Raw genomic sequence first — 25,776 nt, forward strand, 5'->3', positions numbered from 1 at the left:
CACGGCGCCGAACGAGGCGGCACGGGTGCAGTTTGCAGGAGGATTCGCTTTCCGGGGGCACGGCCTCGCCCGGCCGCGTCGCCTGGAGGGGTGGGGTCCCCGGCCATGAGGGCCGTCGTCGCACAAGCACGCCCTCGTGCGGCTGCCGTACGTCGAGTACGGCCGGGACGCTCACCCCAAGCCGGCGTCCCGGCCGACTTAGAAAGCGCTTGTCCGGACATTGGCAGACCGAGTCGCGGGCCGTCAATCCTTGGCCCGCGCCGCCTGGGTCACGGTTTGGACTCCCCGGGCGACCGCGAGCCGTGCGGCGCCCGCAACGGTGCCGGAATCGCCGACCGTGCTGCTGACCACCTCGGTGGGCCAGCTCAGCCGTGCCAGCTCGGCCCGCACACCGGGCAGGAGCTGCGGATCAGCGCCGGTGCTGCCGCCGAGCACGATCAGTCCGGGGTCCAGTACGGCGGTCACCGCGGCGGCGAGCCGGCCCACGTCCGCGGCGTGCCGGCCGACGATCTCGCCGGCCGTGGCCGCGCCCGCCCCGGCGAGGGCGAACAGCCGCTCGGTGGTGCGCGGGCAGGGCCCGTCCGCGGCCCCCCAGGCCTCCCTGGTCCGGCGCAGCAGGGAGCGGGCGCCGATGTACTCCTCCAGGGCCTCCCGGCGCGGCTCACGGCCGTCGTCCCAGGGATAGGGCAGCCGGGCGAGCTCTCCGGCGGCCCCGTTCGAGCCGCGCAGCACCTGTCCCCCGACGACGATGCCGAGACCGATGCCCACGCCGATGCGCAGGTAGCCGAAGGTGTGCCGGCCCCGGGCGGCTCCCTCGTGCAGTTCCGCGAGGGCCGCGCAGTTGACGTTGTTCTCCAGCTGCACGGGCACGCCGGGGGGCAGGGCGACCGCCATGGCGTCGAAGACGGGGCCGGCCTTGGCGGTCGCGGGGCGCATGCCGCTGCCCAGCCGGTCCCGCGCGGCCACGTCGCCGACGGCGACGACGATGGAGCGCAGCGGCACACCGTCGGGCAGCACGTCGAGCGCCTCGCGCACGGCGTCGGCGGCGTCCTTGCGGGAGGCGGTGGCCTCGGCGAGCAGGGCGCCGTCCAGGGCGCAGCCCCTGACCCGGGTGACGGCCGGGCCGAGATCGACGGCCAGCACCGCGCCCGCGGCCGGGCCGAGGCAGTAGACGGCGGCGGAGCGGCCGGTGCCGCTGGAGGCGGTCCCGGAGTGTGCGGCGAGCCGGGCTGCCTCGAGCTCCGCCACGGCGGAGGACACCGTCGGTTTGGACAGTCCCGCCAGGCTCGCGAGCTGCGGTCGGGTCGCGCTGCCCGCCTGGGCCAGCACGGAGAATACGGCGCTGGCGCTCTCGGTCAGGCGGGGGGCTTCCACCACGTCGAGTTCCACAGATTCCCCCACACGGGTACAGGGCCGCGCGCGCCGGACGAGATCGTCCCGGCGGGCTGCGGCGATGGGATGCACCGACGTCGCGCGTTCCCGCCCCGCGCGGCCCGGCCGGGCCGCGCGGTGGTCGAGTGCGCGATTCCTCTTGACGCACTGTACTTCGTTAGTTAACTTCCTAACGAACTTCACGGTACTCGCCTGCCGTGCTTCGCCAGAGGCCCGTCCCGGGGCTTCCCTAGTTCCTTCATGCCTGTTCCCTCGGTCACGGTTCGCCCGCCGTCGCAGCCCGTCAAGCGCATCGACGAAAGAGGATCCGTGCAGGACTCTCCCCCTTCGAGCCCCCTCGTGGTCGGCGTCGACGTGGGCGGCACCAAGACGCATCTGCGCGCGCTCGCGGGCGACCACGTCGTGGTCGACCACGTGCGCGCCAGCAGTGGCTGGCGGCCCCACGACCCGGTCGCCGCCGCGCACTGGCTGGCCGTCCTCCTCCGCGAGGCACTGCCGGCAAACGCACGTCCCGCCGCGCTCGCCCTGGGGGCGCACGCCTGCGAGACCCCCCTCCAGTGCGCACGGATCCGTGTCGCGCTCCAGGAACTTCTCGGCGCGCCCGCGCATGTCGTGGGCGACGCCGAGTTGCTCGTTCCCGCCGCCGGTCTGGACAAGGGCGTCGGCCTCGTGGCCGGCACCGGCTCGGTCGCGGTGGGACGACTGCCCGACGGCGCCCCGGTCCAGGTGGGCGGCTGGGGAGCGGTCCTCGGCGACGAGGGCGGCGCCGCCGGACTCGTCCGGGAGGCCGCCCGGGCCGTATGGGCCGCGCACGACCGGGGCGAGGCCCCCGACGCCCTCGCACGCGGCCTGATCTCCTCCTTCGGCGTGCCGGAGGTCCCGGCGCTGGGCGCCGCGCTGGAGAGCGTCGCCGACGTCTCCGCCGAGTGGGGGCGGCACGCTCCCGTCGTCTTCGCGGCCGCCGCCGACGGCTCCGCCCTGGCCCGTTCCGTGATCGCCGGAGCCGGCGAGGACCTCGCGGCGCTCGTCGCACGTCTCGCGGCGCGCGGGGTCGCGGTCGACGACGTGGTCGTGGCGGGCGGCACGGTGCTCGGGCAGCCCGCGCTGTACGAGGCGTTCGCGGGCGCGCTCGGCGCCGCCGTGCCGGGAGCGCGGCCGCAGCCGCTCACCGTGCCGCCCGTCGAGGGCGCGGTGGCGCTGGCGCGCTCGCTGCTGTGAGCCGCCGGCGGCACGTTCACCCGCAGGACACGCAACCGTCGCCGGGCCCTCGCGAAAGCGACACGACCCGGCCGTAGATCTTCGCTCAGACGCGTCACCCGGCTCACGGGGTCGTCGCAGGACCCACGGACCGCCGTCGCGCACCCTCCTCCCTCCGGCCCTCGGCCGAGGCCACTCCAGGAAGGCACATCCATGCCGTCACCCGTCGGGCTCAGCACCCCCTCGGCAGTGAACAGAAGGCGTTTCCTCAAGTTCTCCGTGGGCGGGTCGGCGGCCCTGGTGGCCGCCCCGACGCTGGCCTCCTGGCTGGCCGCCGCGGACGCCAAGGCCGCCACCGGTCCGCTCGCGTTCGTCGACGACTACAAGACGAACGTCAGCACGAACCTCACGCCCGAGACCAACGCGGTGATCCGCGCTCTCGGCGGCTTCGCCCGCATATGGAAGACCGGCTCCGCGTGGAACACGGGCACGCCGCTGCGGCCCGACATCCTGCGCGCCAACATGCGCTACTGCATAGCGATCACCCGGAGCCGCACGGAGGCACAGGGCAAGGAGGCCTTCCTCTACGACCGTCAGCACCAGAGTTACTCGACGATCGCCGGCCTGGGCCCCCTGTCGGATCTGTACAAGACGGGCGCCAAGGCCGTCACGTCGATCACCCGTGCGCCGGACGGCATCCCGGCCACCAAGATCGACGACGCCGTGCCCGCCGACGCGCCCGCGGGCTCCGCGCTCGGCGCCGGTTCGTACGCCTCCGACCTCGGCCTGGTCGCCAAGCTCGTCGACACGGTGCGCGGCAACTACGCCTCGGGCAACCCGAGCAAGTACTCGTTCCAGTACCCGCGGCCGTGGCGCATGAACGAGAACAGCGAGGTCGTCGACACCGGGAAGACCGACGCGCTCGGATTCCCCGTCTACGACTCCAAGGTGGTCGTCGTGCCGCAGCTGCTGCGCCAGCGCAGCAGCTCGCCGACGGACGACGGCGGATTCCCGAGCGGCCACACCAACGCCTTCCACCTGGCGTCGCTGGCGTACGCGTACGCCGTCCCCGAGCGGTTCCAGGAGCTGGTGACGCGCGCCCTGCAGCTGAGCCACACCCGGATCATGTCCGGCATGCACTCCACCGTCGACGTCATCGGCGGCCGCATCATGGCCACCGCGCTCGCCGCCGCCACGCTCGCCGACCCTGCCAACGCCGAGCTGAAGGCGGCCGCCCGCGCCCAGGCCCTGGCCTACTTCACCGAGAAGACCGGCACGACCGCCGACACCCTGTTCGCCTACGCGCACTCCGACGCCTGCGACGAGTACGCCGACCGCGAGGCCAACGCCCGCGCCGTCGAGCCCCGGCTGACCTACGTCCTCACCAGGGAGGGCCGCAAGGAGCCCCTGACGGTGCCCAAGGGCGCGGAGGTGCTGCTGGAGACCCGGCAGCCGTACCTCACCGCGGCCCAGCGCCGGGAGGTGCTGCGCACGACCGCGCTGCCCTCCGGGTACGTGCTGCTGGACGGCTTCGAGCAGTGGGGCCGGCTGAACCTGTTCGCGGCCGCGGACGGTTACGGCGCCTTCGACTGCGACGTCACGGTCACCATGGACGCCGCCCAGCACGGCTTCCAGGCGGCCGACGCCTGGCGCAACGACATCACGGGCGAGGGCGGTCTGACCAAGCGCGGTTCCGGCGCCCTCACCCTGACCGGGCACAACCGCTACCACGGCGGCACCGTCGTCGAGGGGGGCGTGCTCGTGGCCGGGCACGCAGGCGCCCTCGGCCAGGGCGACGTGCGGCTGACCGGCGGCACGCTGCGCGCGGACGAGCCGGTGCGGGTGCGCGGCGCGTGGTCCCAGGGGGCCGGCGCGGTGCTCGACCTGACGCTGCGCGGGCACCACGGTCCGGCGCTGACGGTGTCCGGGCGGGTTCGGCTCGACCGGGGCTCGGTGCTCTCGCTGCGTCTCGACGCCGACCGGCCGCCGACCGCGGGGACGACCGTGCCGGTGATCGCTGCGTCGGCGCTGCGCGGCCAGTTCGACCGCATCGCACTGGTGGACTGCGCTCACCTGCGGGCCGTCCCCGTGTACACGGCGCACGGCCTCTCGGTACGCCTGCTGAAGCGGTGACACCCCCGTGGCGGGAGTCGACCCCGGGCAGGCACATCCCCTGCCGGGTCGACTCCCGCCACCCCCGGCCGGCGTCCCGCCGGGGCCGACGTCGCCCAGGGGGCCGACGGCGCCCGGGGCCGGTGACGGCGTGTGGGGCCCGGTCATGACGTACCGGCGGTAATCCGCGATCACCGGGGGTGCGGGAGGGGTCCTGGCCCGCCCTCCGTCCTCCCTTGCCCGCCGGGTCCCTGAGCTATGTTGAGCTTCGTGGAAGACAAGGGAGGCGCACCGGCGCCATCGCCGCAGCAGGCACGCGCACAGGCATCCGCGATCACCTCGGGCAGGACCGGGCCGGAGACGGAGGTGTCCCCGACCTCCCGGCTGAGGGCGCTCTTCGACGGGCCCCGACTCTCCCCGGGGCAGCGGCGTATCGCCCAGTATCTGATCGAGCACATCACCGAGGCGGCGTTCCTGTCGATCACCGACCTCGCGGACCGGGTCGGCGTCAGTCAGCCCTCGGTGACCCGGTTCGCCGCGGCGGTGGGCTTCAGCGGGTATCCCGCGCTGCGGGAGAAGCTCCAGTCGATCGCGCTCGGCGCGCTGGCCGGCGGCCCTGCGGCGGAGGTGAACCGCAGCAACGAACTGCAGGCGGCGGTCGACGCGGAGATCGAGAACCTGGAGAACCTGCGGCGCGACTTCGCCGACCCCGACCATGTCATCGACGTCGGCCGGCAGCTCTCCCGGTCGACGCCGCTGACCATCCTCGGGCTGCGCATCTCCGCCTCGCTGGCCGAGTACTTCGCCTACGCCGCCCGCCGCGTCCACCCGGACGTGCGGCTGGTGACCCGGGGCGGCAGCGTGGCCTACGACGCGCTGCTGCAGTCCCGGGAGGCGGGCGGGACCTGGGTGCTGGCGTTCTCGATGCCCCGGCACGCGCAGGAGACCCTGACCGCCGTGCGGGTGGCACGCAGCGCCGGCCTCAAGGTCGCACTGATCACCGACCTCGCGCTGGGGCCGGTGGCCGACGAGGCCGACGCCACCTTCGCCAGCGGCACCGGCTCCCGCCTGGTCTTCGACTCCTACGCCGCCCCCGGCGTGATGGCCGCGGCGCTGCTCCAGGCCATGACCGACGCCGGCCCCGAGCGCACCCAGGCGCGGCTCGAGGAATACGAGCAGATCGCCGAGCAGCACCAGTTCTTCCTCCGGGAATGACCGTTTTACCCAGGACCACCCCCTCCCGCACAAAAGACCAATGGGATCAGTACGGGCATTTCACGCATGAATGTTTTCATACGTCTTGCAAACCCGTCGGCATATATAAATACTGCTCACGGCCGCACCCGCCCGCGAAGGGCTCCTGTACGGGCACCCGAAGACCGCCGTCCCCTACCCACGTCGGCGTTCGGGGTGCTCGGGGCATCGCTTGCGCGAGCGCCCTAGGCGGCCCCGGTCATCCCCTGGACCGGGGCCGCCCCGAACCGTCGGACCACCGTCACGACGCCACATACCGGAAGCGATGATCATGACTCTGACGACGACGCGCATCAGCTCGGACTGGCCGTGCCAGGTCAAGACGCCCGGCAGCTACGACTGGGAGCGCTCGGCCGCCAAGTGGCTGCGTGAGCTGGTGCCCGCGCGCTACGCGAGCTACCCCGCCCTGCTGCGTCACCCGGTGCTGCTCGCCCGTCATGCGCAGATCCAGGTCCAGAACGAGGTCCGGGTCGCCCGCACCGCCCTGCAGACCGCCCGCGCCGACCTCCCCCGGCTCGGACTGGCCGAGTCCGTCATCGAGCACACCATCAAGATGTACGCGGCCGAGGTCATGCAGCTCCAGCACATCGCCCGCAGCGTCCGAGCCGTCGCCCAGGCTCTGACGGAGCACAGCGCCGGGCGCTGAACGACCCGTCGCGACCGATGTCCGCGCAGGCCATCGCACCTGGCGGGAGGGTTGTCGCAAGGCCTCGATCCGAGCCGTGCCCATGTGCCATGCTCGAGGCGTGACGAGCGAACCCGCCCTGCCCGCGGAGTCCGGCGGCGTCCCCGACATGGCCGCGCTGACCCGCGTCGTGGCCCGTCAGCGCGCCGAGATGGACCGGCTGCAGGACCTCGCGGCCACCGCGGCCGTGCTGGAGCGCGCCAAGGGCGCGGTGATGGCACAACGCGGCTGCACCCCCGACGCCGCCCAGGACGAACTGCACCGGCGGGCGCAGACCGCGCGGCGGACCCTGCTGGAGGAGTGCTGGATCACCCTCGGCTCCCTCGCCGCACCACAGCACACCGAGCCCGCGGCCCCCTCCGCCGACGCCCCGGAGCGGCGGAGCATGCCGCAGCAGGCCGCCGACGAGATCGACGCCGCGGCCCTCGGCCGGCTCAGCCGGGCCCTCGTCCGGGTCGGCGGCCCGCAGGATCTCGCCCGCACACTGCTCGACCACCTCGCCCCGGACGTGGGCGCCGACGCCGTCATGATCTACGCGCGGCTGCCCGGCGGCGGGCTCGACCTCGTGGGGCACGCCGGGATCGACGAGACGCTGGCCGACCAGTGGGGACGGGTTCCGCCGGTGAGCGGCATCGCCGCACGCGTCGCCCTCGAGTCCGGCCGGCCGTGCTGGCTGGAGGACGTCGACAAGGACGCCCAGCGCTATCTGCTGATCGGCGAGCCGGCCCGGCGCTGGCCGACCCGGGCCTGGCTGCCGGTGGTCACCGGGGAGTCGGCCGATGTCGCGGTGGGCGTCCTGCGCCGGCGTGAGGGTCCCTTCACGCCGCGCGTCCGGGAACATCTGCTGGCCGTCGCCCAGCTCTGCGCGGGCCCGCTGCGCACCTCGGACGTCCGTCGGCCCACCGCCGCCGGGGCCGCCGCGGACGCCATGCGGACGATGTTCGACCGGCTGCCGGTCTCCGCGGTGCTCCTCTCCCCGCTGCGTTCCGCGTCGGGGCACGTCGAGGACTTCCGCATCGACGCCGCCACCCGGATGACCTCCGACGCCAGGGGCCGCAGCGGGCCCGAACTGGTCGGCCTGCGCTTCCTGGAGTGCTGGCCGGAGATGGCCGGCGAACCGCTGTGGCAGGGCTGCCTCCGGACGCTGGCGGGCGACGAGCCGTTCGAGGGCGAGCCGTTCGCCCTGCAGCAGATGATCGCCGGGTTCAGCGAGCTGTCCACCTACTCGGCGAGGGCGGCGCGGCTGGACGACGGACTGGTCGTCAGCTGGGTCCGGCACGACCCCTCCGACCGGCAGGAGCAGCGGCTGGCGGACGTGCAGCGGCTGGGCAACCTCGGCTGGGTCACCTGGAACCTGGTGACGGGCGAGGGGAACTGGTCCTCCCAGGTCTTCGCCATCCTCGGACGCGACCCCGCCCGGGGCGTCGTCCCCCTTGCGGGTCTGCCGCGGCTCGCCCTCCCCGAGGACGTGCCCGTGCTGGCCCGCTCCGTCGGGGAGCTGGTGCGCCACGGGCAGCCGTGCGACGTGCCGTTCCGGTTCGTCACCCGGGACGGCGTCCGCCATCTGCGGGTGGTCGCGGAGGCCGTGCCCGACGCGGAGGGCACGCCCGTCGAGGTGCACGGCTTCGTGCAGGACCTCACCGCGCAGCGCAACGCCGAACTCGCCCTCGTCGCCAGCGAGCGGGCGATGCTCACCCAGCACGGCGTGCTGCAGGCCGAACGCACGGCCGCCGCCCGCCTGCAGGAGGCACTGCTCCCCCTGCCGAAGCAGCCCGTCCGGCTGGCCGGGCTGCGGGTGGACATCGCGTACCTGCCGGCGCAGTCGGATCTCAGCGTCGGCGGCGACTGGTTCAGCGCCATCGAACTGCCCGACGGGGACGCGCTGTTCGTGGTGGGCGACGTGGCGGGGCACGGTCTGGGCGCCGTCGCCGCGATGGCGCTGCTGCGGTTCACCGCCAAGGGCATGATCATCACGGGTTCGTCGCTGACCGGGGCGCTCAGCCGGCTCAACGCGCTGCTGCTGCACTCCCGCGATCCGCACGGCTCGGCGACCATGATGCTGGCCCGCTACAGCCCCGGCGAGCACCGGCTCGTGTGGGCGCAGGCCGGCCACCCACCGCCGCTGCTGCTGCGCGCCGGTGAGGCCCGCTACCTCGAGCGCCCCTACGGGATGCTCCTCGGCGCGACGGACGCGCCACGGTACGAGGAGAGCGAGGTCCTCCTCGAACCGGGCGACCGGCTGCTGCTGTACACCGACGGTCTGGTCGAACGGCCCGCGGAGAGCATCGACCAGGGCCTGGAGCGGCTCGCCCGGGCCGCCGCCCGCCGCGGCCCGGACGGGCCTGCGCCGCTGGAACAGTTGCTCGGCGCGGTGCTGGAGCCCGACGGCCGCGACGACGTGTGCGTGCTCGACATCCGGCTGCCGCAGGACGGCGAGCGGTAGGCCCGGCCGCTTCCCGCCCCGCCCGGCCCCGCCCGGCATGCACCCCGCCGGCACCCGGTCATCCGGTGGCCGCCGACGCGGTCCGGGACTCCAGGTCGCGGCGGGTGTCGTCGCCGTACACGCCCGTCTCGTCGCCGCGGATTCCGTACCAGAGCTGGAAACGGGCCACGGCCTCGGTGAGCACGCTGCCGTAGCGGCCGTCGGTGGGGCCGTCGTCGTAGACGTTCGGGATCCTCCGCAGACGCTGCTGGAGCTCGGTCACACCGGGGCCGCTGTCCCCCTCCCGCAGGGTGCCCGCGCCGTCGGGATCGGCGGACGCGCTCGCGGCGGCCGTCGGCGTGGCGGCGGGCGCGGGCGGTTGCGCCCCCGCGGCGGCTCCGGCGTCGCGGCCGGGCAGCAGCAGCGCGCCGGCGAAGCCGACGAGCGCGGCCGCGAGCACGGCGACGGCGGCGACCGCGACGCGGGGCGGGCCGTCGGCCCGTCGGGGCCAGGGCCGGCCGGCGCGGGCGGGGGCCCGTCCCGAGCCGGGCCGGGCGGCGCGGGCGGGGGCCGTGCGCGGGGCGGGCCGGGCGCCGCGCACGGCCCGCGCACCGACGGCCCGCCCCGTGGGCAGTTCCCGGGTCTCGGCCTCGCCGCCCGGCGCCCTCCCCGGCAGCGGAACGGCCTCGTAGCCGTCGGTGGGGTCCTCGGTCATCTCGCGGAACAGCTCCGCGAGCGCGTCGGTGTTGCGCGGCCGCAGGACCCGGATGGGCTCCAGGACCTGGCGGTCGTGCGGCTGTCCGGGTTCCTCCGGTGTCGGCACCTGGTCTCCCTCCCGTGGGTCCCCCGGGAGGGATACGGGCGCGCGGCCCGCCGGGTTCACCGGCGCCCCGCCCGGCGCGGCCCGCAGACCGGGCCGCGGCCCGAGGAAGACGGGGCTACTGCGCGAGGAAGTGGTGCAGGGAACGGGTCGTCACGGCGACGAAGGCGTCCCGTGCGTCCTCGTCGAGGGCGTCGAGGGAGAGGTAGGGGTTGAGGTCCTCCAGCTCCATCAGCAGCAGTTCACCGTCCGGGGTGCGGCAGGCGTCGACGCGCTGGATGCCGTGCGCGAGGCCGTTCCAGTCGACGAAGCGGTGGGCGAACTCGAGGTCCCGCACGGTGGGCCGGTAGGGCTCGAGCTCCCAGCGGCGGTCGGGGCGCGGCGCGTACAGGGCGTACTGGAAGTCGTGGTCGACGTAGTAGAAGGAGACCTCGTGGACGAAGTCGACGCACGGCTGCAGGAGGAGCGAGCCGTCGGCGACGGCGGCCAGGGCGTCCGGCGCGACGAACCGCAGGCCCGCCGAGTCGGCGCCGAGCCTGGGCTTGGCGACGTACCGTTCGGCCTCGGGCAGCCGGTGCAGGTCCTCGGCGCGGTCGACGGTGGGGATCACCGGGAAGCCCTCGGCGCTCAGATCGAGGAGGTACTGCTTGCCCGCCATGTCGGCGCGGCCGGTGAGCGGGTTGTAGACGCGCACGCCGTCGCGCAGCGCGCGCTCCCGGAAGGCCTCGTACTGCGCCCGGTATCCCAGGACCGGTCCGCTGTTGCGGACGACGACGCCGTCGAAGGCGTGCATCAGCGCCGACGCGTCCAGCGGATGGCACAGGGCGAGATCGAAGTCCGCGCGCAGGCGGGACGAGAGGAAGACGTCCTCGTCGCCGTAGCGGCGCCCACGGGCCGGGTAGGCCAGGTCGGTGACGTAGAGGAGACGGGGGCGGACGGCGGGCATGCGAGGTCTCCCGGTGGGCGGCAGTGCGGTGCGCAAAGGTTACGTCAGCGAAAGTGCTGCCCACCTGGCGGTACGGCTGCGGCGGGCGGGACGCGTGGGCGGCGACGGACGAAGGGGTCGTACGATGACAGGACCGTCGTTCTTATCTCCTGAAGGGCTCGCCGATCCCGTGACCACCGCAACACTTCTCGACGGCAAGGCCGCCGCGGCCGACATCAAGAGCGAACTCGCCCTGCGCGTACAGGCGTTGAAGGAACGCGGGGTCACTCCCGGGCTGGGCACGATCCTCGTCGGCGACGACGCGGGCAGCCGTTCCTACGTGGGCGGCAAGCACCGCGACTGCGCCCAGGTCGGCATCGCCTCGATCCGGGTGGAGCTGCCCGCCGACGCCTCCCAGGCCGACGTGGAGGCCGCGGTGCTCCGGCTGAACGCCGATCCGGCGTGCACCGGGTTCATCGTGCAGCTCCCGCTCCCCGCCCACATCGACACCCACGCGGTGCTGGAGCTGATCGACCCCGTCAAGGACGCCGACGGCCTGCACCCGACCAACCTGGGCCGCCTGGTGCTGGGCATCCCGGGCCCGCTGCCCTGCACCCCGCGCGGCATCATCGACCTGCTGCGCCGCAACCACGTGGCGATCACGGGGCAGCAGTTCTGCGTGATCGGCTGCGGCGTCACCGTGGGCCGGCCGCTGGGTCTGATGCTGACCCGCGCCACCGAGCACGCCACCGTGACCCTGTGCCACGAGGCCACTCAGGACACGGCCGCGCACGCCCGCGAGGCCGACGTGGTGGTGGCCGCCGCCGGCGTGGCCCACATGGTCCGCCCCGACTGGATCAAGCCGGGTGCGACCGTGCTGTCCGTGGGCCTCACGCGCACGGTCGAGGGCATCCTCGGCGACGTCCACCCGGACGTGAGCGACGTCGCCGGCTCCTTCGCGCCGCCCATCGGCGGCGTCGGACCGATGACGCGCGCGATGCTGCTCACCAACGTGGTCGAGGCGGCGGAGCGGCTCTGACCGACACCGATCCGGCACTCGGTTCCCCGCAAGAGGGAACCGAGTGCCATCGGCGTGGTTCAGGTGTTACGTTCCCGTCCATGAGCGCGACTGACAAGGCGCAGGCCAAGCCGCCCATGCGGGACGCCCTGGTCGCGGCGGCCTTCCGGCTGTTCCTGGAGCGCGGCTACGAACAGACCACCGTCGACGACATCGTGGCGCTCGCCGGGGTCGGCCGGCGGTCCTTCTTCCGCTACTTCCCCTCCAAGGAGGACGTGGTCTTCCCCGACCACGAGCGGTGCCTCGCCGACATGACGGCCTTCCTCGCGGCGAGCGGCGAGCGGCACGAGCCGGTGCGACGGGTCTGCGACGCCGCCCGGCTCGTCCTGCTCATGTACGCGGAGAACCCGTCGTTCTCCGTGCAGCGCTACCGGCTCACCAAGCAGGTCCCCGGGCTGCGCGCGTACGAGCTGTCGGTGGTCTGGCGTTACGAGCGCGCCCTCGCCGAGTACCTGCGCGGTCGTTTCACCGGCCGGACGCACGGCACCCTGCACGCCGACGTCATCGCGGCCGCGGTGGTGGCCGCGCACAACAACGCCCTGCGCTCCTGGCTGCGTTCGGACGGCCTGGGCGACGCGACCGCGACCGTGGACCACGCCCTCGGGTTCGTGCAGTCGGCCTTCGGCGCTTCCCCGGCCCCCGCCTCCGCTCCCGCGCCGGTCGCCCCCGCTGCCGCCGTGGTCCCGCCCGCACCCGAGGGCCCGCAGGACGTCGTGGTGGTGGTCGCCCGGCGTGGAACGCCGCTGTGGCGTGTGGTGCGGGAGGTCGAGACGACGCTCGAGCCGGACCGGACCCGGGGAGATTAGGGTACGCAGTGCCTTTACCTGTGACACTCAGTGCCATACGCTGTGGCCGTGCACGGCGGCACGGTCGACCGGGCACGTGCGTGCACGGGTGAACCGCGCACGTGGATTCCGGCCGAGTGCAGGGAGTTGACCCGCGTGTACCACCACTCAGGAACCGCCGTACAGCAGACCGTCCGCTCCGCGGCGGGCGTCCTCGACCGCCCGCGCGCCGACGGCGACACGATCCTCTTCCAGCGCTGCACCTGGTGCGCCACCACGATGTACCACCGTCTGCTGTGTCCGGTGTGCCAGGGCAGCGACCTGCGCACCGAGCGCAGCGAGGGCGCCGGGACGGTCCGCCACGCGACGGTCGTGCACCGCAACACCCCGGCCGCGCGCAATGTGTCGCTGGTCGAGATGGCCGAGGGGTTCGTCGTGCGCGGCCGGGTCATGGGCCCGCTCATCGGCATCCACAGCGGCGCCCGCGTCCGGCTGGCCACGGCCGAGGACCCGGTGCGCGGGGAGCCGGTCTTCCAGCTGCTCGACGAGCCGTACCGCGCCTGGCACTGAGCACCGCGAGCCACCCCGGTCCCTCGTGACCGGTTTCGGTCGCTCCCCGGGCGGTGTCAGCCCGCACAGGCAACCCACAGATCCGGTTTCGCTTCCTTCGTGACGCGAGGAGCTCCCGGTACGGACGGGACTCCCGCGCTCCGGAGTTGAGGAGTGGACCTTGATCCGTGTCCGGCGAATAGGTGTCACCGTCGTGGCCGCGCTCGCGGCCCTGGCGGGAACACCGGGACTGGCACTGGCCCGACAGCCTTCAGAGACGAGATCCCCCACCGCGTCCGCCGACCGCGAACTGCCCCCGGGGTGGCGGATCGGCGGCAAGGGCGCCGCACGCGAGTTGCTGTGGCGCTCGCCCCGACCCGTGCCCATCGGTGACGCCCGCGTGGAGTTCCACGCCGGGGACCGGCTGCTCGGCGTACCGAAGCAGGCCGAGGACGGCCGCACCTTCCGGCTTGCGCTCGACGAAGCCGGCGACGCCCCGCTGAAGGATCTGCGGGCGCTGGCCAGCGGACGCCGCCTGGACGCGCCCGCCGCCGGCTCCCCCGCCCGCAGGCACAGTTCGTCCGCGACGCGGCAGCCCACGCCCGTGGCGCCCCTGCCGGCGAACTCCGTCGACCCGGGCAGGCAGGGCTCGTACCGCACGGTCACCGGCGAGTACCGGCTGGACCCGGTGAAATTCCCGGGATACGCCCAGCCGGTCGAAATGCGGGCCGTCGTCGTCGCGCCGGCCGGGGCCGCCGGCAAGCGGCCGCTCGCGCTGTTCCTGCACGGCCGCCACGGCACCTGCTACACGCCGGGCGTCGAGGACGACGTGAGCGGCGAGTGGCCCTGCCCGGCCGGCACCGAGGAGGTCCCCAGCTACCGGGGTTATCTGAAGGACCAGCAACTGCTGGCCTCCCAGGGCTACGTCACCGTCTCCGTCTCGGCAAACGGCGTCAACGGACAGGACTGGCAGGCCGAGGACGGCGGCGCGCAGGCGCGCTCCTCGCTGGTGCGACAGCACCTCGCCCGGTGGGCGGACTGGGCCGCCCACCCGGGCGACGCCCCGGCCGGAGTGCCCGGCGCGGCGAAGGCCGACCTGTCCAAGGTCCTGCTCGTCGGTCACTCGCGCGGCGGCGAGGGCGTCAACCGGGCCGCCATGGACAGCCTCTACCCGCCACCGGCCGCCCAGGAGGGCTACCGCGGCAAGGTCCGCTGGAAGATCCGCGGGACCGTCCTCATCGGACCGACGATCTTCGGCCAGAATCCGGTGGCCGACGTCCCCTCGGCGACGATCCTGCCCGGCTGCGACGGAGACGTCGCCGACCTCGAGGGCGAGACGTACCTCGACGGGACGCGCGGCATCAGCACGGGCGCCGCTCTGCACAGCGCCGTCTACGTCGTCGGCGCCAACCACAACTTCTTCAACAGCGAGTGGACGCCGGGCACCTCGGCGGCGCCGTCCTCCGACGACTTCGCGGACGACCCCGAGGAGGAGCGGCGCGACCCGGTGTGCTCCACCGCGGCGCCCACCCGGCTGACCGCCGACCAGCAGCACCGGGCCGGCGCCTCGTACATCGCCGCCGCCGCCCGGCTGTTCGTCGCGGGCGACGACCGGGTGCGCCCCCTGCTCGACGGCTCGGGCAGACGCGCTCCCTCCGCGGACCCCGCCCGCGTTCTCACGCACGCCGTCGGCGCACGTCGCACAGGCGGTTTCGTGCCCGACGGCGGGGTCGCGGTGACCGGCGGACGAGTCTGCCGGGCCGACCCCGATCCGGCGCAGGCCTGTCTGGGCGAGGACGCGGTGGGGATGTCCCCGCACTTCGGGTGGTGGGATCTGCCGAAGGACTCCGGCAAGAGCGCAGTCGCGCTGAAGTGGTCCGCGCCCGGCTCGCCCACGAAGATCACCTCCACCGCCCCGGTCTCCCTGTCGGGCGCCCGGAGTCTGGCCCTGCGCGTGTTCGTGCCGCCCAACACGACCGGCACGGAACTCGACGTGAGCGTCACCGACTCCGCCGGCCGGCGCGCGAAGCTCGGCCGGGTCCGCGTCGACGGGCTGCCCGGTTCCGACCGCACCTCCTCCTACTGGGCCCGCGAGCTGCGTCTCCCGCTGACCGCCGCCACCCGCGCCCGGCTCGACCTGCGGCACGTCACGTCCCTCGAGCTGACGCCGCGTTCGGGAGCCGGCGCGGCCTGGTTCATGGACGCCTGGGGCTGGGCGCCCGGCACGCCCGCGGTGCGGGCCGCGGCGCTGCCGCGCGTCGACATCGGCCGGCTCACGGTCGAGGAGGGCGACTCCGGGACCCGCACCTACCACGTGCCGGTCCAGGTGTCCGGACACGGCGCCGGCACGGCCCGTTTCTACGTCGTCGACACGAAGAGCGGTGAGGCCACGGAGAAGGTGCTCGCTGTGCGGCCCGGCGCCGACCCCGTCGACCTCTCGGTCGAGGTGAAGGGGGACGCGCTCTTCGGCACCGACGAGGGGCAGGACCTGCTCGTGAAGGCCGTGCGGGGCGCGGTCGTCGGCTCCTACCGGGGCGGGGTCACGGCGCACAACGACGACCCGGCGCCGCGGGTGACCCTGGCCCCCGTCGTGCGGGCGACCGAGGGCGAGACGCTGACCTGGCAGGTCTCGCTCTCCCGGGCCGCCGAGGTGCCGCTGGGGTACCTGCTGCGGCTGACGCCGGTCACCGACGGGGCCGAGCTGTCCACCAAGGACGTCGACCCGCAGTGGCTGTCGGACGTCTCGGGTCAGCAGCCCGACCCCGAACTCCCGCTGTCGCGGCTGGACCTGTACGCCGGGCCGGAGTTCCCGGCCGGGGCCACGAGCGCCGAGTTCGGCATCCCGACGGTGAAGGACCAGCTGGCCGAACCCGAGGAGTCGGTGCGCGTCACACTGAGCGACGACTGGAGCGGTCCGATGCCGGACGCACCGCACTCGACCGGAACGGTCGTGGACGCGCCGTAGCGCGACCCGACTGCAGGAGGGGGCACGGACCGTCCGGCGGTCCGTGCCCCCTCAGGCGCTCACAGGGTGATGCGGATGCCCACGGTCCCGTCCAGCCCCCGGCGCAGCCGGCTGCCCAGCAGGGTGAGCCGGCCGAGGACGCCGTACTTGCGGGCGAGCAGCGTGCGGTAGCGGGCGGTGGTCTGCGCGTCGCAGATCTCGGCGGTGGCCGGGATCTGGTCGCCGGTCGGGTTGCCCCGCACGTCGCACGGGCCGACGAGGACGTCCCCGCGTGCTCTGATGCGCTTCACCTTCCAGGCGTCGGCGGCCGACCAGGCCCCGAGCGCGTCGCCGTCGCGCACCACCCACACGGGGGTGGCGACCGGCGTCCCGTTCTTGCGGTAGCTGGTGATCAGCAGGTACTTCCCCGCCGCCAGCCGGTCGAGCGACTCGTCCTTCATGGCCGCAGTCTAGGCACCCGGAGCCACTCACCACCTCGGCGGTGTGCGCGGGACGGTCCGCCGCGGGCCGCGCCCGACGGCCTCAGCGAACGGCGGAGGCCATCCGCCGCACCGCTTCGGTGAGGATCTCCGGCGAGGTGGCCAGATTCAGCCGGACGTGCCCCGCTCCGCCCGTGCCGAAGTCCGGTCCCGGGCTGAGGGCCACCCGGCCGCGCTCCAGGAAGACCGCGGCGGGATCGTCCCCGAGGCCCAGGGCCCGGCAGTCGAGCCAGGCCAGGTAGGTCGCCCCACCGGGCCGGTACCCGACGCCGGGCAGGTGCTCGGCGAGGAGAGCGGCGAGCAGCCGGCGGTTGTCGTCGAGGCCGGCGAGCAGGGCGTCCAGCCAGGCCGTGCCCTCGGACAGGGCGGCGGTGTGCGCGAGGACGCCGACATGACTCGGCCCGTGGCCGACCTCCTCGGGCATTCGGGCGAGGTCGGCCGCCGCGTCGGGGCCCGCGATCGCCAGGGCCGCCTTGAGCCCGGCCAGGTTCCAGCCCTTGGAGGCCGACATCAGCGACAGACCGCTCTGTGCGCCCGGGACGGCCAGATAGGGCACGAAGTCGCCGTCCGGGGCGGCGAGGGGCGCGTGGATCTCGTCGGCGACCACCCGCACGCCGTACCGGTCGGCGAGGGCTGCGACGGCGGCCAGTTCCCGGGCCGTGTGCACGGTGCCGGTCGGATTGTGCGGGCTGCACAGCAGATGGGCGGCGCGCCCGCCGCCCCCGACGGCCCGACGGTAGGCCTGCTCCAGCACGTCGAGGTCGAGCCGGCCGTCCGCGCCGAGGGGCGCCTCGGCGATGCGCCGGTCCATGTGCGCGACGAACGCGAAGAACGGCGGATACACCGGCGGGTTGACCACCACCGCGTCGCCGGGGGCGGTGACCAGCTTCAGCATCTCGACGACGCCCAGCATCACGTCGGGCACGATCGCCGTCCGCTCGACCGCGAGCCCGTCCCAGCCCCAGCGCTTGGCGACGAACTCGGCCAGCGCCTGCGCGTAGGCCGTGCCCGACGGATAGCCGGTGTCGCCCAGCGCGAGAGCCCGCGTCACCGCGCGGACGATCGGCTCGGCGAGCGGCACGTCCATCTCGGCGACCCACAGCGGCAGGACGTCACGAGGATGGGTCCGCCACTTCATGCTCGTGCGGCGGCGCAACAGATCGAGGGTGAGGGCGTTCAGCGGATTCGGTTCACCTGGCGTCTCGTGCGGGATGCTGGTCATGGGCACAAGATAGGGGGCCGTGGTGTGACCTGGGATCACGTGAACGGGACAGTCGCGGCGGACGCCGCGGGCATCCGGGAGATCGCCTGCGACGAATCGGGCTCGGACGGCGAGAACCTCACCGGCGGCAACACGGACGTGTTCGCCCACGCCAGTGTGCTGCTGTCGGCCGAATCCGCCGCCGGGCACGTACAGGAGATCCGCAACCGGATCCGTTCGCCCGCCGAGGAGTACAAGGCGAACCATCTGCTGCGGGAGAAACACCGGGCCGTCCTGGAATGGCTGCTCTCGCCGTCGGGCCCGCTGCACGGGCGGGCCCATGTGCATCTGGTGGAGAAGCCCTTCTACATCGTGGACCGGGCCGTCGACCTGCTGCTGGACGATCCCGGGGCGGCCGTCTCCCTTTTCGGGGAAGGGCGGCGGACGTTCACCGAGGAGGAATGGACGACCTTCCTGGAGGCGGCGAACCAGCTGTTGTGGGTGCGCCACGACGACGTGCCGGACGCGCCCGTGCCGCGCTTCTTCGACGTGGTCGACGTCCTGCTGCGGCGGTATCCGGGGACTCCGGCGACGGACGTGCTCGCGCGGATCGCGGAGGAACGCCCGCGCGCCCTCTCCTATCGCGCCGGAATCCAGGACGGGCCGTTCGTGCTCGCCCCGGTCCTCAATCCGCTGCTCCCCTCGATCCTGCACACCGCGGCCCACTGGAGTGACGGCGGGCGTCCGGTGCGGCTCGCGCACGACCGGCAGAACATGCTCACCCCGGAGCGGATCGCCTGGATCGAGGGCGAGGCGCGGCGACGCGGCATCCGGCTCGCGGGGCTCCGGCTGGTCGTCTCGCGGTCCGACGCCCGGGTCCAGCTCGCCGACTTCCTGGCGGGCATCGCCCGCCGCATCGCCTCGGACGAGCTCAACGGCCGCGGCGACCCGGCGCTCTCCGCGCTGCTGCGCCCGTACACCGGCGCGGCGGCCGTGTGGGGGGACGAGCGGAGCTGGGCACGGCTGGGGCCGGCGCGGGAGACGGGGGAACCGCCCGCTCCGGTCGACTCCCGCGTCCAGCGCCTTCCTTAGGCGGACGTTCCCTCATGTCACGTCGGTCCCGGAGCCTCCGCGGCCGGGGCGGCCCGGCCCGGAGCGCGGATGTCGGACGCGCTGACTTCGGGCCGTCGGCGGCTGAACGCTCCGGGGCTCCCACGCGTATGGAGGTGAGGGTGCTCAACGACCGGAGGGCCCCGCGGTGTTGAGTCCGCGCGTTCAGGGTTTCGGGAGCCAGGCATGAGGCACGTACGACGACGGACCGTCCGGCGAGTGACACGGCTGGCGGCGGTCGGCGGACTTCTCCTGGGCGGAGCCATGGTCACGCAGGCCGCCATGGCGAGCGAGCCGCCCGGCACGGCGGCGGTTCCGCGCAGCGCGGCGGAGTCGGTCGTCACGAACCCGGGGGCGGCGCTCGTCGAGAAGTTCGGCACCGCGCGCACCGCGGGCACCTGGCTCGACGCCCAGGGGCGACCGGTCGTCGGCGTCACCGACGAGAAGACGGCCGAGGCCGTGCGGGCGGCGGGCGCCGTGGCCAAGGTCGTGTCGCACAGCATGAACGAGCTCAAGTCGGCCACGGCGGCGCTGCGTTCCGCTCCGCGGGTGGCCGGCACCGCGTGGGTGATGGACTACCGGTCCAACCAGATCGTCGTGCAGGGCGACAGCACCGTGTCGTCGTCGGACTGGTCGAAGCTGACGCGCACGGCCGGCGGTATCGGCAGCTTCGTCCGCATGGAGCGCACCACGGGCACGTTCACCACCCGGGTCAACGGGGCGCAGCCCATCCTTTCGACCGGCGGGCGCTGTTCGGCCGGCTTCAACGTGACCAACGGGACCAGCGACTTCATCCTCACCGCCGGGCACTGCGGCCCCACCGGGTCGACCTGGTTCGCCGACAACCAGGCCAAGCAGCAGGTGGGCCAGACGGTCAACTCCACCTTCCCCGGCAACGACTTCTCCCTGGTGCAGTACGCGAGCGGCAAGGCGGGCCCGAGCGCCGACGTCGTCGCCATCGGCAACGGCAACGGGGTGCGGATCACGGGCACCGCGGACGCGGCCGTGGGCCAGCGGGTGTTCCGCAGCGGCAGCACCAGCGGACTGCGCGACGGCGAGGTGACCGGCCTGGACGCGACGGTGAACTACCCGGAGGGCACGGTCGGCGGACTCATCGAGACGACCGTGTGCGCCGAGCCCGGCGACAGCGGCGGCCCCATGTTCTCCGAGGGCATCGCCCTCGGCATCACCTCGGGCGGCAGTGGCGACTGCAAGACCGGCGGCACCACGTTCTTCCAGCCGGTGAACAGCGCGTTGAGCCAGCTGGGCGTCCAGCTGATCGTGGCGGCGCCGTCCGACAACGCCCAGGGCGGTGCGCCCACCTCGGCAGCCGAGCCCGCGCCGGCCGCCACCAACACCCAGGCGGCGATCTCCCCGGGGTCGGCCTCGCCGGGCTCGACCGCCCCGGTGACCGGTGGCGGCGACAGTGCGACCCTCGCCTCCCGGCTCACCGATCCGAAGAACATCGGCCCCGGTCTGCTGGTCCTGGCGGGCAGCATGGTCGCGCTGGTCGCGACCCGGTACATCCGCGCCGAACAGGACCGCAAGGCCTACCAGCGGTACTACTCGGCGACCTGGGGCTGAGCCGGCCGAGCGCCGGGGGGCTTGCGCCGGACACGGCGGCGCCCCCCGGCTCGGACCGAGTCCGGAGCCGGGGGGCGATGAGACCGCGAGACGAAGGCGAGGCCGGTGGGCGGAGACCGACGCCGCGTCGGGGGGCGCAGGCGCCGGGAGCCGAGGCGGAGCGGCCCCGTGGTCGGGAGGCGGTCAGGCCGCTTCGACGGGCTGCGGTGCGGCGGCCCACTCGAGGACGAGCCGCTGGTACTCCTCACGCTGCTCGACGCTCAGTGTCCCGCCGGACCGGAGCCACAGGGCCCTGATCTCCTCGTTGACCTCCGCGGCCGATCGCTCGGTGAGGGTTCCAACAGTGGTGGACATGGTGTGAATCTTACGGCGTCCGAGGTGAAGGCCGCGTGAGTCATCACGAATGAACCGGACATATCGGACGTGTTACTGATCACGTCCATCTGTCAACCCCCACGACACAGTTCAGCCCTCCGCTGAGCCCGGCGCCGGGACCCGCACCCGGATCACCGGCACGGGGCCGTGCCACGTCACGCGGCACGGCTCTGCGGCTCACGTGCCCGGCTTGCGTCCGTACACGAAGACGTCGTCGCCGTTCTTGAGCAGCGACCAGTACTTCTTGGCGGTCGTGTTCGTCATGTTGACGCAGCCGTGCGAGCCCGGCGGGTTCCACATGCTGACGCCGACCGAGTGGAACGCCTGTCCGCCGTCGAAGAACTGGCTGTAGGGCATGGGCACGTTGTAGATCGTCGACACGTGGTCGATGTGCCGCCAGTAGATCTTCTTCAGACCCGTGCGGGTCTCGTAGCCGTCGCGGCCGGTACGGACCGGCACCGGACCGTAGACCAGCCTGCTGCCGTCCTGGATCCAGCTGATCTGGAGGGTGAGGTTGACGCAGGCGATGCGGCCCTTGTTGGTGGGGCACTTGCCCGCCTTGTTGGGCTTGTTGCCCACCGCCTTCTGCTTGTTCATCAGGTCCATCACGCCCCAGGTGACGGGCCCCGCGTAGCCGATGTTCGGCGTGATGCCGTGCTTGTTCTGGAACGCCCGGATCGCCGAGCAGTCGGCGCTCGACTGCTTGCCGTCGACGGGCCGGCCGAGGAACTTCTCCACCTGCTTCTGGTACGGCCCAGCCGATGTCGTGCAGCTCGCGGCCTGGGCCGGCGCCGCGCCCAACGCGAGCGTCAACGGCGCGACCAGCCCGGTGATCCCGAGCGCGACCACCCCTCGTCTGCGTATGTCCCCCATGACCCGCCCTCTCCCTGACACTGTTCTCGCGATTTCGTCAACGTAGACCCGACGGCGGGGGCAGTGGTTGTGGTAGGCACCGGTCTGTGACGAAACAGTGAACTTCCGGACCGTCAGATGAAGTGAAATGATCTGACGGTGCGTTGAGCGTCACCATGTCACCAGAAAGGGTTCCGTGCGGATATGTCCGCGTTCCTCCAGCAGCTTCCCGCCCTCCTGGGTGTCGTCGTCGGCGCCCTCGGCTCGTATCTCGCCCTCGTGCGCAGCGACCGGGCCAGGTTCGCTCGCGAGCGGTCGGCGCGGTGGGAGGAGCGGCGGCTGTCGGTGTACGCCGAGTACGCGCGGGCGGTGAAGAGGTCGGTGAACCTGATGTACCGCGTCGCCTCGCACCTGGGCAACGACCCGCACCCCTACCCGCTGTCCCCGCAGGAGGCCGAGCCGCAGCTGGCGCAGGCCACCGACGGACGTGATCCGGCCGGGGAGGCGCTGGTCATGCTGGGCAGCCGCGACGTGGTGGAGCGGGCGCGGACATGGGTGACCGTCGTCATGGACATGGAGCGCTTCCTGCGGGAGGGAACGCGCGATCCGCAGGCCTGGCAGGCGCTGCTGGAGCGGCAGCGCGCCGGCCGAGAGGGCTACTACTCGGCCGTGCGCGAGGACCTCGACCTGCCGCCGGGCCACCCGGCGCGCTGGCCGACGATGCCGATGCCGCCGGCGGCGTGAGCGCTCAGCGGTAGCCGGTCGTGTCGGCCGGCTTCCCCGCGTCCTGCACCTCGACGAGATAGCGCCAGGCGTCCGGACGGCTGCCGTCGAGGTCGGTGAAGCCGTACTCCGGGGCGAGGCCGCCGCTGGACAGCGACTGTCCGTTGCGGCGGGCGACGTGCGGGTCGGCGGCGAGCGCGGCGACGGCCCGGCCGACGTAGCGGGGCGTCTCCGAGATGGCGAAGTGCGGAACCCGGTCGAGGGCGTCGCGCCAGTTGTCCTCGCGGACGCCGAACTGGTCGAGCATCAGCTCCGAGCGCAGCCAGCCGGGGGTGAGCGCCACGGCGGTGGCCCCCCGGGGCCCGATCTCGTGGGCCAGGGCGAAGGCCATGCGCAGGACGGAGGCCTTGGCGAGGTCGTAGAAGAAGTTCACGCGGTAGGTGTCGCGGTTGTACTCGGCGGTCCCGTCGGTCATCTCGACGACCAGTCCGCCCGGCGTGCGCAGCAGGAGCGGCAGGGCGTGGTGGCTGGTGACGGCGTGGGTCTCGACGGCCAGCCGCAGCAGCCGCAGCCCGTTGTCGAGGTCGTGCTCCCAGACGGGGGTGTCCCATGCGAAGAGCTTCTCGCCGCCCCAGATGTCGTTGACCAGCACGTCGAGGCGGCCCTGCTCGTCCGCGATCCGCTCGACGAGGGCCCGCACCTGCGCCGGGTCGAGGTGATCGGTGGGCACGGCGACGCCCCGGCCGCCGGCCTCGGTGACCAGGTCGGCGGTGTCCTCGACGGTCTCGGGGCGGTCGTACTCGGAGCGCCGGTCGCGGGTGGTGCGCCCGCTCACGTAGACGGTGGCCCCGGCCGCGCCCAGCTCCACGGCGATGCCGCGTCCGGCGCCCCGGGTCGCTCCCGCGACCAGGGCGACCCGGCCCTCCAGCGGTCCTGACATGTCCTGCCTCCCGGCTCCTCGGTGTGGGGTGTCACTACGAGGATTCCGGGAAATCCGGACGTCTTCTGTCGCCTTTCGGCAGACCTCACCCGGCTGGGCTCGGCCCCGGCCGCCTTCAGCCGCGGCTGGGCTCAGCCGCCGGCCGGGTTCAGCCGGTCGTCCAGCGCGCCGTCGTCCGCCAGGAACCACAGCTGGCTGCCGCGGTTCGCCTCCCGCACGAAGTCCCGCAGCGCGGAGCTCTCGGCGAGCTGCCGGGAGACGTCTCCGACGACGGCCAGCCGTATCCGGTAGTTCACGAACTTCTGCACGACCGCTCCGGCGACCCCGGACCGCAGCCGGAAGAAGTCGTCCCCGATCCGTTCCGCGGGCACGGCCACGAGCTGGGCGTCCTGGCCGAACGCGTCGCCGATCAGGTCGAGTGCGGCGCGCTCCCCGTCGAGCGGAGGGCCGTCGGGGGCGCACCGCAGGACGCGGGTGCCGTGCAGGGTCAGGAGGGTGCCGGTCATGCCCGTGAGACTACGGCCGTCCGGCGTGGCGGCATCGGTCCTTTTCGCGTCAGTGTCCCCGGGCGATCCACTCCTGGAGGTGGGGCGCCTCGGCGCCGATGGTGGTCTCGTCGCCGTGCCCGGTCAGCACCTTCGTCTCGGGCGGGAGGGCGAGCAGCCGGTCCCTGATGGAGGCGATGATCGTCGGGAAGTGGCTGTAGGAACGGCCGGTGGCGCCGGGACCGCCCTGGAACAGGGTGTCGCCGGTGAACAGCACGCCCAGACCGGGCTCGTGGAGGCAGACCGCGCCGGGTGCGTGCCCGGGGGTGTGCAGCACGGTGAGGTCGGCGCCGGCGGCCTCGATGACCTGGCCGTCGACCAGGTGGGCGTCCGGATCACGGTCCGGGTGGGTGAGCTTCCACAGCGGCAGGTCGTCGGGGTGCAGCCAGATCGTGGCGCCGGTCGCGTCGGCGAGGGCGGGCGCGGCGGAGACGTGGTCGTTGTGGGCGTGGGTGCACACGATGCCCGTCAGCCGTCGCCCGCCGAGGGCGGCGAGGATCGCGTCGGCGTCGTGCGCGGCGTCGATGACGATCGCCTCGTGGTCGTCGCCGACGATCCACACGTTGTTGTCGACGTCCCAGGTGCCGCCGTCGAGGCTGAACTGGCCGGAGGTGACGAGGCGCTCGATGCGCGCGGCCATCACAGCACCACCACCGAGCGCAGGACGTCCCCGTGGTGCATCCGCTCGAACGCCTTCTCGACCTCGTCCAGCCGGATGGTCTCGGTGACGAACGCGCCCAGGTCGAGGCGGCCCTGCAGATGCAGGTCGATCAGCATCGGGAAGTCACGCGAGGGCAGACAGTCGCCGTACCAGGACGACTTCAGCGCCCCGCCGCGGCCGAACACGTCCAGCAGCGGGAGTTCGAGTTTCATCTCGGGTGTGGGGACGCCGACGAGGACGACCGTGCCGGCGAGATCGCGGGCGTAGAAGGCCTGACGGTACGTCTCCGGGCGGCCGACCGCCTCGATGACGACGTCGGCGCCGAAGCCGCCGGTCAGCTCCCGGATCGCCTCGACCGGGTCGGTCTCCTTGGAGTTCACGGTGTGCGTGGCGCCCATCTCGCGGGCCTTGGCCAGCTTGCGGTCGTCGATGTCCACAGCGATGATCTTCGCCGCGCCGGCCAGCCGCGACCCGGCGACCGCCGCGTCGCCGACCCCGCCGCAGCCGATGACGGCCACGCTGTCGCCGCGCCCGACGTTGCCGGTGTTGATCGCGGCGCCGATGCCCGCCATCACCCCGCACCCGAGCAGACCCGCCACGGACGCCGACACCGAGGCGTCCACCTTGGTGCACTGGCCGGCCGCCACCAGCGTCTTCTCCGCGAAGGCGCCGATCCCGAGGGCCGGCGACAGCTCCGTGCCGTCCAGCAGGGTCATCCGCTGCGTCGCGTTGTGGGTGTCGAAGCAGTACCACGGCCTGCCCCGCAGGCAGGCCCGGCACTGGCCGCACACCGCCCGCCAGTTCAGGATCACGAAGTCGCCCGGCGCGACGTCCGTGACGCCCTCGCCGACGGACTCCACCACGCCCGCCGCCTCGTGCCCGAGCAGGAAGGGGAACTCGTCGTTGATTCCGCCCTGCTTGTAGTGCAGATCGGTGTGGCACACCCCGCAGGCCTGGATCTGCACCACCGCCTCGCCCGGACCCGGATCCGGGATCACGATCGTCTCCACCCGCACCGGCTCGTCCCGGCCCGGTGCGATCACTGCGCGTACTTCCTGCGGCATGGCGCTGCCCTTTCGTCGGCGGTCATCCGTCCCTGTGCCGACCCTACGCTCGACTGAT

At 73.5% G+C, this 25,776-nt stretch carries 23 protein-coding genes; 12 read left to right on the forward strand and 11 right to left on the reverse strand.

Annotated elements, in window-relative coordinates:
• Window positions 1–243: 243 nt before the first annotated feature.
• Window positions 244–1,377, reverse strand: coding sequence for an ROK family protein (locus OHS82_RS05510; RefSeq protein WP_328433399.1), 1,134 nt, complete (start codon window positions 1,375–1,377; stop codon window positions 244–246).
• 324 nt (window positions 1,378–1,701) lie between these two features.
• On the opposite strand from OHS82_RS05510, the gene OHS82_RS05515 reads away from it, so the two are divergent.
• From OHS82_RS05515 to OHS82_RS05535, 5 genes are all read left to right on the forward strand, one after another.
• A complete protein-coding gene (locus OHS82_RS05515; RefSeq protein WP_328433400.1) occupies window positions 1,702–2,610 on the forward strand; it encodes a BadF/BadG/BcrA/BcrD ATPase family protein in 909 nt (302 codons plus the stop codon).
• Window positions 2,611–2,802: 192 nt separating this feature from the next.
• On the forward strand, window positions 2,803–4,722 hold the full coding sequence (locus OHS82_RS05520) for a phosphatase PAP2 family protein (protein ID WP_328433401.1): 1,920 nt from the start codon (window positions 2,803–2,805) through the stop codon (window positions 4,720–4,722).
• Window positions 4,723–4,959: 237 nt separating this feature from the next.
• A complete protein-coding gene (locus OHS82_RS05525; protein WP_057581824.1) occupies window positions 4,960–5,916 on the forward strand; it encodes a MurR/RpiR family transcriptional regulator in 957 nt (318 codons plus the stop codon).
• 304 nt (window positions 5,917–6,220) lie between these two features.
• Window positions 6,221–6,601, forward strand: coding sequence for a hypothetical protein (locus OHS82_RS05530; protein WP_199863903.1), 381 nt, complete (start codon window positions 6,221–6,223; stop codon window positions 6,599–6,601).
• 148 nt (window positions 6,602–6,749) lie between these two features.
• Window positions 6,750–9,083, forward strand: a complete 2,334-nt coding sequence (locus OHS82_RS05535) for a SpoIIE family protein phosphatase (RefSeq protein ID WP_328436030.1) — start codon at window positions 6,750–6,752, stop codon at window positions 9,081–9,083.
• Between the two features lie 58 nt (window positions 9,084–9,141).
• Here OHS82_RS05535 and OHS82_RS05540 read toward each other — a convergent pair whose 3' ends face one another.
• Both OHS82_RS05540 and OHS82_RS05545 read right to left on the reverse strand, forming a co-directional pair.
• A complete protein-coding gene (locus OHS82_RS05540) occupies window positions 9,142–9,885 on the reverse strand; it encodes a peptidoglycan-binding domain-containing protein (protein ID WP_328433402.1) in 744 nt (247 codons plus the stop codon).
• Window positions 9,886–10,000: 115 nt separating this feature from the next.
• Window positions 10,001–10,828, reverse strand: a complete 828-nt coding sequence (locus tag OHS82_RS05545; RefSeq protein ID WP_057577407.1) for a hypothetical protein — start codon at window positions 10,826–10,828, stop codon at window positions 10,001–10,003.
• Between the two features lie 124 nt (window positions 10,829–10,952).
• Between OHS82_RS05545 and OHS82_RS05550 the strand changes: the two genes are divergently transcribed.
• The 4 genes from OHS82_RS05550 to OHS82_RS05565 all read left to right on the forward strand — a co-directional run bounded on the left by OHS82_RS05550 (window position 10,953) and on the right by OHS82_RS05565 (window position 16,184).
• Window positions 10,953–11,846, forward strand: coding sequence for a bifunctional methylenetetrahydrofolate dehydrogenase/methenyltetrahydrofolate cyclohydrolase (locus OHS82_RS05550; RefSeq protein WP_057577410.1), 894 nt, complete (start codon window positions 10,953–10,955; stop codon window positions 11,844–11,846).
• 116 nt (window positions 11,847–11,962) lie between these two features.
• Window positions 11,963–12,691, forward strand: a complete 729-nt coding sequence (locus OHS82_RS05555; protein ID WP_199863745.1) for a TetR family transcriptional regulator — start codon at window positions 11,963–11,965, stop codon at window positions 12,689–12,691.
• Window positions 12,692–12,826: 135 nt separating this feature from the next.
• The gene (locus tag OHS82_RS05560; protein ID WP_057577413.1) at window positions 12,827–13,240 is read left to right on the forward strand and encodes a Zn-ribbon domain-containing OB-fold protein; all 414 of its coding nucleotides are present in this window, start codon (window positions 12,827–12,829) and stop codon (window positions 13,238–13,240) included.
• 160 nt (window positions 13,241–13,400) lie between these two features.
• Window positions 13,401–16,184 (forward strand): hypothetical protein, encoded by a 2,784-nt coding sequence (locus OHS82_RS05565; RefSeq protein WP_057577415.1) that lies wholly within the window; start codon window positions 13,401–13,403, stop codon window positions 16,182–16,184.
• A gap of 59 nt (window positions 16,185–16,243) precedes the next feature.
• Here the strand turns inward: OHS82_RS05565 and OHS82_RS05570 are convergent, their stop codons facing one another.
• Window positions 16,244–16,624: a PPOX class F420-dependent oxidoreductase gene (locus OHS82_RS05570; protein WP_057577417.1), complete on the reverse strand. Its 381-nt coding sequence runs from the start codon at window positions 16,622–16,624 to the stop codon at window positions 16,244–16,246.
• 82 nt (window positions 16,625–16,706) lie between these two features.
• A complete protein-coding gene (locus tag OHS82_RS05575) occupies window positions 16,707–17,885 on the reverse strand; it encodes a MalY/PatB family protein (RefSeq protein WP_057577419.1) in 1,179 nt (392 codons plus the stop codon).
• A gap of 39 nt (window positions 17,886–17,924) precedes the next feature.
• On the opposite strand from OHS82_RS05575, the gene OHS82_RS05580 reads away from it, so the two are divergent.
• Both OHS82_RS05580 and OHS82_RS05585 read left to right on the forward strand, forming a co-directional pair.
• The gene (locus OHS82_RS05580; protein WP_242433081.1) at window positions 17,925–18,956 is read left to right on the forward strand and encodes a hypothetical protein; all 1,032 of its coding nucleotides are present in this window, start codon (window positions 17,925–17,927) and stop codon (window positions 18,954–18,956) included.
• A gap of 204 nt (window positions 18,957–19,160) precedes the next feature.
• Window positions 19,161–20,558, forward strand: coding sequence for a S1 family peptidase (locus OHS82_RS05585; protein WP_057577421.1), 1,398 nt, complete (start codon window positions 19,161–19,163; stop codon window positions 20,556–20,558).
• A gap of 183 nt (window positions 20,559–20,741) precedes the next feature.
• Here the strand turns inward: OHS82_RS05585 and OHS82_RS05590 are convergent, their stop codons facing one another.
• Entirely contained in the window at window positions 20,742–20,912 is a 171-nt protein-coding gene (locus OHS82_RS05590) for a hypothetical protein (protein ID WP_107105174.1), read from the reverse strand.
• Between the two features lie 198 nt (window positions 20,913–21,110).
• Window positions 21,111–21,806: a L,D-transpeptidase family protein gene (locus OHS82_RS05595; protein ID WP_057577423.1), complete on the reverse strand. Its 696-nt coding sequence runs from the start codon at window positions 21,804–21,806 to the stop codon at window positions 21,111–21,113.
• 183 nt (window positions 21,807–21,989) lie between these two features.
• Between OHS82_RS05595 and OHS82_RS05600 the strand changes: the two genes are divergently transcribed.
• The gene (locus OHS82_RS05600) at window positions 21,990–22,529 is read left to right on the forward strand and encodes a hypothetical protein (protein WP_057577425.1); all 540 of its coding nucleotides are present in this window, start codon (window positions 21,990–21,992) and stop codon (window positions 22,527–22,529) included.
• Window positions 22,530–22,533: 4 nt separating this feature from the next.
• Here the strand turns inward: OHS82_RS05600 and OHS82_RS05605 are convergent, their stop codons facing one another.
• The 4 genes from OHS82_RS05605 to OHS82_RS05620 all read right to left on the reverse strand — a co-directional run bounded on the left by OHS82_RS05605 (window position 22,534) and on the right by OHS82_RS05620 (window position 25,718).
• The gene (locus OHS82_RS05605; RefSeq protein ID WP_328433403.1) at window positions 22,534–23,448 is read right to left on the reverse strand and encodes an SDR family oxidoreductase; all 915 of its coding nucleotides are present in this window, start codon (window positions 23,446–23,448) and stop codon (window positions 22,534–22,536) included.
• A 131-nt stretch (window positions 23,449–23,579) separates the two neighbouring features.
• Window positions 23,580–23,954: a DUF4180 domain-containing protein gene (locus OHS82_RS05610; RefSeq protein ID WP_328433404.1), complete on the reverse strand. Its 375-nt coding sequence runs from the start codon at window positions 23,952–23,954 to the stop codon at window positions 23,580–23,582.
• A gap of 49 nt (window positions 23,955–24,003) precedes the next feature.
• Window positions 24,004–24,633, reverse strand: a complete 630-nt coding sequence (locus OHS82_RS05615; RefSeq protein ID WP_266716483.1) for an MBL fold metallo-hydrolase — start codon at window positions 24,631–24,633, stop codon at window positions 24,004–24,006.
• Entirely contained in the window at window positions 24,633–25,718 is a 1,086-nt protein-coding gene (locus tag OHS82_RS05620) for an S-(hydroxymethyl)mycothiol dehydrogenase (protein WP_057577432.1), read from the reverse strand. Before OHS82_RS05620 ends, OHS82_RS05615 begins: the two co-directional genes overlap by 1 nt.
• Window positions 25,719–25,776: the final 58 nt, after the last annotated feature.

The organism is Streptomyces sp. NBC_00425, from assembly GCF_036030735.1.
Classification (GTDB): Bacteria; Actinomycetota; Actinomycetes; order Streptomycetales; family Streptomycetaceae; genus Streptomyces.

Coding starts and splice junctions, on each gene's coding strand:
- OHS82_RS05520 (WP_328433401.1), top strand. CDS start 2,803: ATGCCGTCACCCGTCGGGCTCAGCACCCCCTCGGCAGTGAACAGAAGG.
- OHS82_RS05525 (WP_057581824.1), top strand. CDS start 4,960: ATGTTGAGCTTCGTGGAAGACAAGGGAGGCGCACCGGCGCCATCGCCG.
- OHS82_RS05530 (WP_199863903.1), top strand. CDS start 6,221: ATGATCATGACTCTGACGACGACGCGCATCAGCTCGGACTGGCCGTGC.
- OHS82_RS05535 (WP_328436030.1), top strand. CDS start 6,750: ATGGCCGCGCTGACCCGCGTCGTGGCCCGTCAGCGCGCCGAGATGGAC.
- OHS82_RS05545 (WP_057577407.1), bottom strand. CDS start 10,828: ATGCCCGCCGTCCGCCCCCGTCTCCTCTACGTCACCGACCTGGCCTAC.
- OHS82_RS05550 (WP_057577410.1), top strand. CDS start 10,953: ATGACAGGACCGTCGTTCTTATCTCCTGAAGGGCTCGCCGATCCCGTG.
- OHS82_RS05555 (WP_199863745.1), top strand. CDS start 11,963: ATGCGGGACGCCCTGGTCGCGGCGGCCTTCCGGCTGTTCCTGGAGCGC.
- OHS82_RS05570 (WP_057577417.1), bottom strand. CDS start 16,624: ATGAAGGACGAGTCGCTCGACCGGCTGGCGGCGGGGAAGTACCTGCTG.
- OHS82_RS05575 (WP_057577419.1), bottom strand. CDS start 17,885: ATGACCAGCATCCCGCACGAGACGCCAGGTGAACCGAATCCGCTGAAC.
- OHS82_RS05585 (WP_057577421.1), top strand. CDS start 19,161: ATGAGGCACGTACGACGACGGACCGTCCGGCGAGTGACACGGCTGGCG.
- OHS82_RS05590 (WP_107105174.1), bottom strand. CDS start 20,912: ATGTCCACCACTGTTGGAACCCTCACCGAGCGATCGGCCGCGGAGGTC.
- OHS82_RS05595 (WP_057577423.1), bottom strand. CDS start 21,806: ATGGGGGACATACGCAGACGAGGGGTGGTCGCGCTCGGGATCACCGGG.
- OHS82_RS05600 (WP_057577425.1), top strand. CDS start 21,990: ATGTCCGCGTTCCTCCAGCAGCTTCCCGCCCTCCTGGGTGTCGTCGTC.
- OHS82_RS05605 (WP_328433403.1), bottom strand. CDS start 23,448: ATGTCAGGACCGCTGGAGGGCCGGGTCGCCCTGGTCGCGGGAGCGACC.
- OHS82_RS05610 (WP_328433404.1), bottom strand. CDS start 23,954: ATGACCGGCACCCTCCTGACCCTGCACGGCACCCGCGTCCTGCGGTGC.
- OHS82_RS05615 (WP_266716483.1), bottom strand. CDS start 24,633: ATGGCCGCGCGCATCGAGCGCCTCGTCACCTCCGGCCAGTTCAGCCTC.
- OHS82_RS05620 (WP_057577432.1), bottom strand. CDS start 25,718: ATGCCGCAGGAAGTACGCGCAGTGATCGCACCGGGCCGGGACGAGCCG.